Below are 9,790 nucleotides of genomic sequence, written 5' to 3' on the forward strand. Positions count from 1 at the left end.
ACCGACACCGCGCCCGATACTGCGTGATCACCTCTTCAAACATCGATTAAAGGAGCCTGATGGCCGAAACCTTCACCCCCGACGAACTCGCCCGCCTGCGCGCCGAGACCCCCGGCACCGCGCATCGCATCCATCTGAACAATGCCGGCGCGGCGCTGATGCCCGCGCCTGTGCTGTCTGCGGTCACCGATCACCTTCGGCGGGAGGCGGAGATCGGCGGTTATGAGGCAAAGGCCGAACAATCGGATCGGATCGAAGGCGTGTATCGCAGCGTCGCCCGGCTGCTCAACGCGCATGTCGACGAGATCGCGCTGGCGGAGAACGCGACCGTCGCGTGGCAATGGGCCTTTTATGCGCAGACCTTCAGCCCCGGCGACCGCATCCTGACCACTACCGCAGAATACGCCGCCAACTACCTCGCCTATCTCCAGATCGCCCGGCGCACGGGCGCGGTGGTGGAAACGATCCCGGATCGGACGGACGGAACGCTCGATCCGCGGGCGCTGGAAGCGATGATCGACGGACGCGTCCGCCTGATCGCTATCACATGGATCCCCACCAATGGCGGGCTGGTCAATCCCGCCGCCGAAGTCGGCCGGATCGCGCGTGCATACGGTGTTCCCTATCTGCTCGATGCCTGCCAGGCGGCCGGGCAATTGCCGATCGACGTGGATGCGATCGGCTGCGACATGCTCGCCGCCACTGGCCGCAAGTTCCTGCGCGGGCCGCGCGGCACCGGATTCCTCTATATCCGCCGCGCTCTGCTGGAAAGCATCGAACCCGCGATGATCGACCTGTTCGGCGCCGAATACGCAGGTGATGGTGGCTATTCACTGCGCCCCGATGCGCGCCGGTTCGAGAGTTGGGAATCCGACTATGCCGCCCGGCTCGGCCTGGGCGTGGCGATCGATTACGCGCTGGAGATCGGGCTCGATCGGATCGAGAAGCGCTGCCGGCTGCTCGGCGATCGGATGCGCGCGCGGCTGGCGGATATTCCGGGCATTTCGATCCATGATCTTGGCCCCGATCCAGCCGCCATCATCGGCTTCACCTTGTCCGACATCGCGGCCGCCGACGCGGTCGCGCGGCTTTCGGCGCAGGGCTTCAATCTGTCGGTCTCTGTCCCCACCAGCACCCCGATCGACGCCTGGCGGCGCGGGTTGCCCAATCTCGTCCGCGCCTCGCCGCATTATTATAATAGCGAGGAGGAGATAGACCTGTTCGCCGACGCGGTCGCCAGGCTGGCCTAGCGCAACCGGTGCATCGCGCGCCCGTCTTCGCGCTTCGTGCGTTATCATCGCGTCATAACCAGGATCGCCCCATGCCATCGCGCCTTTCCCTCGTCGCCCTGCTGCTCCTGACCGCCGCCTGCGATCGTGGCGCGGCCCCGACCGCCGACAAGGGCAACAGAACAGCCGAGGCCGCCGGCGATGCCGCACGCGGGCCAGTGGCCAACGCAGCCGTCGAGACCGACGCGGCCGATGCGAACGCAACCGCGCCGGAACCTTCGAAGATCGAGCTTTCGGACGAACAGGTGCGTGCGCAATACACGCCTGCGCTTGAGGCCTGCCTGAATTCCGGCGATGCCGCCAAAGGTGTTTCGGTGGCGATGGGCGGATGCTTCCATGCCGAACTGAAGCTGCAGGACGACCGGCTGAACGCCGCCTATCGCGCCGCCCTCGCCAAGCGCGATCCCGCCGGTCAGGCCAGGCTGCGCACGGAGGAGCGCGCCTGGATCGGGGAACGTGACGCCGAATGCCGCGGGGTCGTGTTGGGCGGAACGATCGATCTGGTGGAAGTGCCCGCCTGCCTGCTGAACGCCACTATCCGTCGGCGCGTGACGCTCCAGCCCATGGCCGGCTGACCCTCGCCCAACGGCCGCGCCACAGGACTCGACTCCCGCGCCGAGTGACGGCAGCATGGACCCGCGTGACGTTTCTGGGGAGAATCGCCTTGGACCATTTCGACCAATCCTATTTCCGGCGCCGCGCAGACGAGGAACGCGCCCGCGCCCGCGAACAACAGGGAACGACGGCCGCGATCTTCTATCACAAGCTGGCCGACGCCTATGAGCGCCAGGCCACCAGCGGATCGCATATTCCGAACGCCGGCGCGCACGCTTCCAGCCAGCACGCCTGAATTCAGGTCGACAGGAACCGAACGGCCACGATGAGCCCGGCTCGTCGCGATGGCACATGCCCATCAACCGACGGAGGGAGAAGCAGCCCTTGCCAGCGCATGGATTTGCACCGCCCGATCAGAGAAAATTTGACCGAATCGGAAATTCTTTTGATGGTTCGCCCTTACCGATATCGAACGACCGTATCCAAGGGAGACAATGACAGTGCGTTTTGGACAATTTCTCGCCGCGAGCTGCCTGCTTCCCCTGATAGCCGCAACGTCTGCCATGGCGCAGGAGCCGAGCTACGATATCGTCATCAAGGGCGGTCGCGTGATCGATCCGGAAAGCGGTCGCGACGAAGTGGCCGATGTCGGCATCAATGGCGGCACCATCGCTGCGATCTCGACCGGCCCGCTCAAGGGCAAGCGCGTGCTCGATGCCAAAGGCCAGGTGGTGGCACCAGGCTTCATCGATTATCACGCCCATGGCCAGGACCTGAAAAGCCAGGGCTTCCAGTTGCTCGACGGCGTGACCTCGGCTTTCGAAATGGAGATCGGAACGATGCCGGTCGCCAATTTCTATGCGGAGAAGCAGGGCAAGGCGCTGATCCACTATGGCGCCACCGCCAGCTTCCTGTGCGCGCGTATCGAGGTGCTGAGCGACAAGAGGTGCGGCACGCCGGGAGCGCCCCCGACCGCCGCGCTCGTCATCTCCCCACAGGCGCTGGTCACCTCCGCCGACGAGCAGCAGGAAGACCGGATCGTCGCGGCGGTGGAGCGCGAGATCGCGGCCGGCGCGCTCGGCATCGGTATCGGCCTTGAATACACGCCCGCGACCGGGCGGCGCGAAATCTACAAGGCGTTCAAGGCCGGAGCGAAACATGGCGTACCGGTCTTCGTCCATGCCCGCATGCGTGAGCCGAGCCGCGCGCCGGGCATGCCGATCGCGGTGGCCAACGAACTGATCGCCGACGCCGCATCGACCGGGGCCGCGCTGCAACTCGTCCACGTCACCTCGACCTCGCTCGGCGACGCACCGACCGTGATCGAGATATTGAAGGGCGCAGCCAAGCACGGCGTCGATGTCACCACGGAAGCCTACCCCTATGAGGCGGGCTCCACCGCCCTCGGATCGGAGTTCTTCTCGGAGGGTTGGCAGCAGCGCTCGGGCATCACCTACAAGGATGTCCAGTGGTCCGCGACCGGCGAGCGGCTCACCGAGGAGAGCTTCAACAAATATCGCAAGGAGCAGCCCGGCGGCGAAGTGGTCATCTTCATGATCCCGCAGGTCGCGATCGACACAGCGATGGCCGATCCGTTCGTCACCATCGCGTCCGATGGCATGCCGATGGTCGAATCCAACGTCCATCCGCGCGGCGCCGGCAGCTTCAGCCGTGTGCTCGGCCATTATGTGCGCGAACGCAAATTGCTCGACCTCAAGACCGCGCTCGCCAAGATGACGATCATGCCCGCCAAGCGCCTCGAGAAGGTCGCGCCTGCGATGGCGCGCAAGGGCCGTATCCAGGTGGGTGCGGACGCTGATATCAGCATCTTCGATCCCGCCACCGTCAAGGACAACGCCACTTACGACAAGCCGCTCCAGGCATCGAGCGGCTATCGCTACGTACTGGTCGCCGGCAAGGTGATGGCGGAAAACGGCAAGATCACGCCGAACCTGTTCCCGGGAGTCGGCGTCAAGCGCGGCGACAAATAGGGAGCGGGCCGCCCGTGCCTGGAAATGCCATGCGAACAGGTGACAAGCACCCGTTCGCATGGCGCAACCGCAAGGACGGCGATCCTTGCAAATGCCGTCGCCCGGTCCTCAAGGCGCGATCCGCTTGGCCTCCTGCGACTGGCCGGCCTGGACCAGCGCCACGCCCGTCACCTTCCCGTCAGGCCCCGCGACGAAGCGCAGTTGCGCGTCCGCCACGCGCAGGAAGAAGTTGAGTGGCGCCTCCGCGAAGATCGGAAAGGCCGGCTGCCCGGTCAACTGCGCCGTCAGCCCGGCACCTTCGCGCGCGACGTTGATCGCAACGCCGGGCGCGAGTTCGTAGCGGCCGACCACGCGGTCCAGCTCGGCCGGCGGCAGCGTCACCTCGGTCCGCTTGACCAGTGTCGACGGCGGCGGCGGGGGCGGAACCGGAACCAGCGGCTGAAGCGGCGTCCCCAGCAGAATATGGCTGGCGAGATCGTCGCTTGAAGGTTCGACCGATGCGTTGGTCAGCACGACGACGGCGCTGCCTCTTGCGGGCTCCAGCAGCATAGCCGCACGGAATCCGCCAGTGCCGCCGTTGTGGAACAGCGTCTCCCGGCCCTTGTCCACTTCGCTGATGATCCAGCCCAGCCCGATGGCCCTGCCGGGCGCGCCGAGCGGCCACCGTTCCGCAGTCGCCAGCTTCATCGCCGGCCCGATCGGCGACTTCGGATCCAACGCGGCACTCACGAAGATCAGCATATCAGTGATGGTCGATCGGAGCGCGCCGGCGCCGGCCAGCGTGGGCAAGCTCCAGGCGCCGGTGGGCCGCATATAGGCATCATGCCCCTGGGCAAAGCGCGCCTTCTGATCGGTCGAAAGCGTGATCGCGGTATCGCGCATGCCGAGCGGACCGGTGATCCGTCGCGCGATCATGGTCTCATAATCGCTGTGGCCAGCACGGCCGAGCAGATAGCCGAGCAGGCCGACGCCAAGGTTCGAATATTCAAACTGGCTGCCGACATCCCGCGTCAGCTCATACCCCGCCAGAAAGTCGAGCATCATCTTTTCGGTATAGTCGCTATACGGGTCCTCGGGATTGCCGAAGGGCATGTTGCTCGGCAGCCGCGGCAGGCCCGAATGCTGGTTCGACAGATCACGCAGCGTGATCTTGCGGCCGTTCCGCTCGGGCATCTTCGCGCCGGCGGGCAGATATTTCTCGGCCGGATCGTCGAGCGAAACCTCACCCTTCACGACCATGTCGGCCAGCAGCAGCGCCGTGAATATCTTCGACATCGAACCGATCTCGAAAACGGTGCGATCGCCGAACGGTGCAGCCTTCCCTCCGGGACCGCGCGCGACGATCCGCCGGCCCGATCGATCGAGCACGCCGACAGCGATCCCCTCGCCGGGGCGCTGGGCGATGCGGGCGTCGATCAGTTCCGCGATCTTCGCGTTCGCAGGCAGCACCCAGTTCGCCGGCAGCGGCGGCCGCGCGGGCGCCGCCGCCGGCTTGGCATCGTTCTGGGCATGAGCGGCCGCAGGAAGCGCGGTGAGCGTCAGCATCGTCAACAATGGCCTTGCAAGCTTTCTCATGTTTTTCCTCTTCTCAATGCGTTCATATCGTCAATCCACGCCTGGAGCCGCGCCGTGGCGCTGCCCACACCTTCGCTCGGTTCGAACAGTCGAACCAAAACGCGAAATCTTACAGATGACAGAAAAAAAATCGGAGGTGGGGTATCGTCGTGCGGACGGATCGGGCGCCACATGCATCATGCGGCCATATGCGCCGCTCGTGGCAAAGGCGTTTGAAACTCCCGCGGTCGATACGATCAATTCGGGCGCGAACACCGCTTCCACCGGTCATCCCTCAATCGCGACCTGAGTGCACATCTGCAGAGGGATCGACACCCGAGATTCCCACCGCCCCAAATTTCACGAGCCTTTATTTGAAATCAAATCCGGCCCATATCCTGAAAAACAAGCTCGGACACTATCCGATGGGAAACGCCATAGTCGCCGAACATTGCCTCTGGATTGCGTCACCTGAAAATGCCCTGGCCGGTGCTCGCGACGATTGGAGCATCGTGGAAAAGTGGAAACGATCCTTCGCAAAGTGATGCGATCATGGACAACTTCGGCCACCTGCGTGGGAGGGGCTCAAAGCATGTCATGGCGCTAAGCACAGGCTGCGCGCGCGCCTCCTCGCCGAAGCCACAATCGAGGCCGCAGCCCCCAGGCCCAAAAACATCGCAATTTAAGGAAGTGGAGGCCCGAGCCGGAATCGAACCGGCGTGCAAGGATTTGCAGACCCTCCGGTGGCTATTCCAACGAATGCCACCGGATACCAAAATGTACTAATTTCAACGGTTTGTTGAAACGATTTTAAAGATGCATGCCGTGGGCTACCATCGTTTACCATCAAATTCCGTGCGCGATTACACAGGAATTACACACGGCAAACGGTGGCAGTAGCCGCAGACAAAGAGAACATATTGAGAACAAACTGCCCCGCCGTTACCCTCCTGCCTTTCCGATTCGACGATGGAGGCAGGCAATGGGGATGACGATAGATAGGTTGGCAGCACCTGTGATGACGGATATCGAGCTGTCCCGTTCGATCGCTGGATCGCTAAAGGCTGCCCCGACGAGACTCCTTGTCGAGCTTCGTGACGATGCCGCGCGGGAGCTAGGCGATATGATCGTTAGCGAACTGACCATGTCTTATCCCGAAATGATCGAGGCATCAGCGCCTAGGTGTTTAGTCCCGGCATCTGGTGGATCGGATTGACGATGAACCGGTCTGGCTCGGACGTCCAGATCTTGACGATGTATTCATAGGGTGTGAGGCCGCTGAGGGTTTTAAGCCGACGGGCGAAGTTATAGGCGGCCATGAAGTCGGCGAGTTATGTGCGTAGCTGATCCTGGCTTTTGTAATGGAAGCGTTTGGCGGTCGCTTCCTTGATGGTGCGGTTCATCCGCTCGAACTGACCGTTGGTCCAAGGGTGGTTCGGCTTGGTGAGCCGATGCTCGAGTCATTGGCCTCGCAAATCATGTCGAAGCGCATCTGCCGCGAGCAGGCGGTGCAGCGCTTGAGTGGGTCAAGTGCGGGATCGATGGTTGCAAGGCGTAGAGGCAATCGTCGAGCGGCAGCAGTGTGTGCTGCCGGAACGCGACGACCATCGCCTCCTCGGCTTCAGTCAGGGTGGTGGAATGAGGGCCTTCGGCCCGGTCTTCAGATCCTCGACCGTCGTCCGCTTACGCCACTTCGCCACCGTCTTCGGGTTGATCCCCAGTTCCCGGCTCAGCGTCGCGAGCGAAGCTTGCGATCGCTGTATTGCTGCTCGGACGGCGTGCGTGGTCATGGCGCTCCCGTAACGAACCTGTCCCATATCGCTTCCTTCCATTCCAACGAAAGGATCGCACCATCAAACTGTGGGATCAAACAAATAGGTTCGAATTTTATATCCCTGCCTGACCTAGGTTATCGACTAGAAGTCTTCGTGGCCTTGATGGACAGCGCCAAGCTTCGAACCTCGCGAAGCAATGCTCCAAAGCTTTTTCCCTCACTTGGATCATCATAGCGAGATATTGATATCAACTTCCCGCTTACTGATGTCAAACAAGATGCGCTACGAGTTGTATAGGGGTATTCTCCATGGGGAGGCCTCTCGCCACCCACGTAAAGACAAACCCCATCATGACCGATATTAATTGAATCGCCGTTTAACTTAATTGGATATCCAACACCATAAGAATTATCTGATGTATAATTCATTTCCTTCGCCATAAAGTCACGATATAAAGGAACGTCAAATTTAGGCCCTAAATTTTTTAAAAGACCTTCGAGTGTAATATCAATCTTCTCATAAGCAGTCAGAGAGACAATTGCAGTGAAATCCTTAAGCGGATCATGCATTGGAGTTTCGCATCGCACAAACATTAAAGCCATTCGGCCGCTAGAGTTGTTTAAAAATTTCTCACCATTTTTTCCGATTTCAGGACTTGGTAAACAAAATTTCTCAGGAATCATTACCTGAAAGGATTTTCCAAAAATCTCAAAATGCTGCGCCCTTTCAGTTGGCGAAGCCGCTGACAACAGAAAGCACGCAGCTATTGCAGCTTCGATTGCGCGCATTCTTTTCATATCAACCCTCTGGCTAAGGTCACCGAACTTCACCGTTTTGAGGCACGTTCGCCCGTTTGGCAACGCCGGCTGACGGATTTTGATCCAGAAACCACTCGCCCCAATCAAGAGCCCAGGTGCGACTTTCCACTCGGACTACCGCTCATCGGCCCGTACCCGCGCGCGCCCTTACTGAAACCATCATATCGGCGCCTCCCCGTTGCAGGCGATCCATGATCATGCGAATTCCAAGGGATGAAGCGTGACTACAGCCGCTCATTATAGTGGCGGCTTTTCAAGGAGATGTCCATGAATTTGAAAATGAATGCACCTCCTACGCGAGCTTCAATTGATGACGTCGAAGCCTTCGAAGCCCGTCGCGATATTCAGCCACCCAAAGATTATTCATCATTCTTGATTAACTACAATGGAGTTCATGTTGATGGGAACGTAGCCTTCTCCATTTTTCAAGATGATGGATATTCAACCATGCATAAATTTTACTATTTAATAGATATAAAGAAGTCCACATCCCTCGGCCCGTATGGGGCATTTAAACCGAAATGCTGACGTGTGAGCTTTGATGTTCGGACCTGCTAGCTGTGAATGGACTGGATTGAGCACTTCCGGATTATTCTAGGACTTCACCTTCTCCAGCGCCCACCCCCTTCGATAGCTAGGGGCTTGCAACCCATCCACCAAGGATGCACGCACTAGGCAACAGGACACTCAGGAGTCCGTCATGGTGATCGAAGATGTAGACCCCGGTTTTAGCCCGGTAGAGCTAGCCGCTGAGCTTGTCATGGCATGGCTAAGCAATCCTAATACCAGAGTGGATGCAGCGGATGTCCCCGTATTCCTCAAGGCGATCCATGGAGCCGTTACAGAGCTATCAGGTGGCACGACCATAGGTGATGGGCTTACAGCCTCTGGCAGCGCCGCTGAGGCAGCGCCAGAGCATGTTCCCGCGGTTACGGTTCGGAAGTCGCTAGCGTCTCGGGATCACATCATCTCGATGCTAGACGGCAAGCCGTACAGGACGCTGACCCGGCATCTCTCCACGAATGGCCTTACGCCTAAGGAATATCGCGAGCGGTACAATCTGAAGCCTGATTACCCAATGACAGCCCCGTCCTACAGTGAGGCACGCAAGGCTATGGCGTTGAAGATCGGGTTGGGGCGGAAGCCGGGGCAGAAGGTTTCGAAAGCCAAAAGATAAGCAAAGCTGTAAGGTAGCAATGTCTGGTCGTCGGGAGGGCAGCGTGATGGCAGCTAGCGACCTTTGGAACCTCGTCTCACCTTTTCTAGCGGCCGGAACGGCGGTGTTTTTAGCAAGGCGCCAGGACCGGGAGCGGATTAGCTGTTTCGTCGATTGGACGTACGACATCGGAGACGACGGGCCGTTTGACTGGCTTTATGTGGGCATACACAATCACTCGTCGAGCAAAATCGCTATAAAAAACATACGGTTGCTAGATGGCTCCTTTCCGCGAAAAGCCATTGAAGGAACGGCTATATCCTTCGATGACCCTGTAGACCTGAACTTCCCATATAAGGTCGATCCGGGCGACATCCTGAAACTTTCCCTTGATAGGGACGCTGTAGCCAAAGTGGTCAAGGGCAATGGGGCCTTCTGGAGTCTTCTAAACCCTTTGCTGCGAAGACCCAGGGCTGTGATTGAATGCGTTACGACAGCAGGGACGCATCTTAGAAGCGAAGCAGAAACCGCACTGCCGTGGACAGAGAGGCAGCGATGGGCGCGGCACTGATCCTCGATGCCGAACCCTGTCATTTGGGTATACTTGATCGAGACGTATTGGCTGCCACGGTCGCTGTGGTGGATCAGGCCG

The 9,790-nt window shown here is 60.0% G+C and carries 9 protein-coding genes, 1 tRNA gene and 1 pseudogene; 7 read left to right on the top strand and 4 right to left on the bottom strand.

All coding sequences use genetic code 11. The annotated features are described in order from the left end of the window. Positions 1 to 59: 59 nt before the first annotated feature. From ACODTA_RS27500 to ACODTA_RS27515, 4 genes are all read left to right on the top strand, one after another. The gene (locus ACODTA_RS27500; RefSeq protein ID WP_489070518.1) at positions 60 to 1,250 is read left to right on the top strand and encodes an aminotransferase class V-fold PLP-dependent enzyme; all 1,191 of its coding nucleotides are present in this window, start codon (positions 60 to 62) and stop codon (positions 1,248 to 1,250) included. A 71-nt stretch (positions 1,251 to 1,321) separates the two neighbouring features. Further along, a complete protein-coding gene (locus ACODTA_RS27505; RefSeq protein ID WP_489070520.1) occupies positions 1,322 to 1,864 on the top strand; it encodes a lysozyme inhibitor LprI family protein in 543 nt (180 codons plus the stop codon). An 89-nt stretch (positions 1,865 to 1,953) separates the two neighbouring features. Further along, complete coding sequence (locus tag ACODTA_RS27510) at positions 1,954 to 2,139, top strand: hypothetical protein (RefSeq protein ID WP_489070522.1); 186 nt, start codon at positions 1,954 to 1,956, stop codon at positions 2,137 to 2,139. 199 nt (positions 2,140 to 2,338) lie between these two features. Beyond that, positions 2,339 to 3,835: an amidohydrolase family protein gene (locus ACODTA_RS27515; RefSeq protein WP_489070524.1), complete on the top strand. Its 1,497-nt coding sequence runs from the start codon at positions 2,339 to 2,341 to the stop codon at positions 3,833 to 3,835. Between the two features lie 108 nt (positions 3,836 to 3,943). Here ACODTA_RS27515 and ACODTA_RS27520 read toward each other — a convergent pair whose 3' ends face one another. Then, positions 3,944 to 5,380: a serine hydrolase gene (locus ACODTA_RS27520; RefSeq protein ID WP_489070526.1), complete on the bottom strand. Its 1,437-nt coding sequence runs from the start codon at positions 5,378 to 5,380 to the stop codon at positions 3,944 to 3,946. On the opposite strand from ACODTA_RS27520, the gene ACODTA_RS27525 reads away from it, so the two are divergent. Next, positions 5,367 to 5,699: a hypothetical protein gene (locus ACODTA_RS27525; RefSeq protein WP_489070528.1), complete on the top strand. Its 333-nt coding sequence runs from the start codon at positions 5,367 to 5,369 to the stop codon at positions 5,697 to 5,699. The genes ACODTA_RS27520 and ACODTA_RS27525 overlap by 14 nt on opposite strands. Positions 5,700 to 6,080: 381 nt before the next feature. Here the strand turns inward: ACODTA_RS27525 and ACODTA_RS27530 are convergent. From ACODTA_RS27530 to ACODTA_RS27540, 3 genes and pseudogenes are all read right to left on the bottom strand, one after another. Further along, positions 6,081 to 6,153 (bottom strand) — tRNA-Cys (locus ACODTA_RS27530). A 414-nt stretch (positions 6,154 to 6,567) separates the two neighbouring features. Then, a pseudogene (locus ACODTA_RS27535) lies at positions 6,568 to 7,206 on the bottom strand (integrase core domain-containing protein). 92 nt (positions 7,207 to 7,298) lie between these two features. Beyond that, on the bottom strand, positions 7,299 to 7,994 hold the full coding sequence (locus ACODTA_RS27540; protein WP_489070529.1) for a hypothetical protein: 696 nt from the start codon (positions 7,992 to 7,994) through the stop codon (positions 7,299 to 7,301). A gap of 255 nt (positions 7,995 to 8,249) precedes the next feature. Between ACODTA_RS27540 and ACODTA_RS27545 the strand changes: the two genes are divergently transcribed. Both ACODTA_RS27545 and ACODTA_RS27550 read left to right on the top strand, forming a co-directional pair. Continuing rightward, positions 8,250 to 8,510: a hypothetical protein gene (locus tag ACODTA_RS27545; protein WP_489070531.1), complete on the top strand. Its 261-nt coding sequence runs from the start codon at positions 8,250 to 8,252 to the stop codon at positions 8,508 to 8,510. A gap of 172 nt (positions 8,511 to 8,682) precedes the next feature. Then, a complete protein-coding gene (locus ACODTA_RS27550; RefSeq protein WP_489070533.1) occupies positions 8,683 to 9,159 on the top strand; it encodes a Ros/MucR family transcriptional regulator in 477 nt (158 codons plus the stop codon). Positions 9,160 to 9,790 lie beyond the last annotated feature (631 nt).

This window comes from Sphingomonas sp. FG14 (assembly GCF_057809675.1).

Coding starts and splice junctions, on each gene's coding strand:
- ACODTA_RS27550 (WP_489070533.1), top strand. CDS start 8,683: ATGGTGATCGAAGATGTAGACCCCGGTTTTAGCCCGGTAGAGCTAGCC.
- ACODTA_RS27515 (WP_489070524.1), top strand. CDS start 2,339: ATGACAGTGCGTTTTGGACAATTTCTCGCCGCGAGCTGCCTGCTTCCC.
- ACODTA_RS27545 (WP_489070531.1), top strand. CDS start 8,250: ATGAATTTGAAAATGAATGCACCTCCTACGCGAGCTTCAATTGATGAC.
- ACODTA_RS27505 (WP_489070520.1), top strand. CDS start 1,322: ATGCCATCGCGCCTTTCCCTCGTCGCCCTGCTGCTCCTGACCGCCGCC.
- ACODTA_RS27500 (WP_489070518.1), top strand. CDS start 60: ATGGCCGAAACCTTCACCCCCGACGAACTCGCCCGCCTGCGCGCCGAG.
- ACODTA_RS27520 (WP_489070526.1), bottom strand. CDS start 5,380: ATGCTGACGCTCACCGCGCTTCCTGCGGCCGCTCATGCCCAGAACGAT.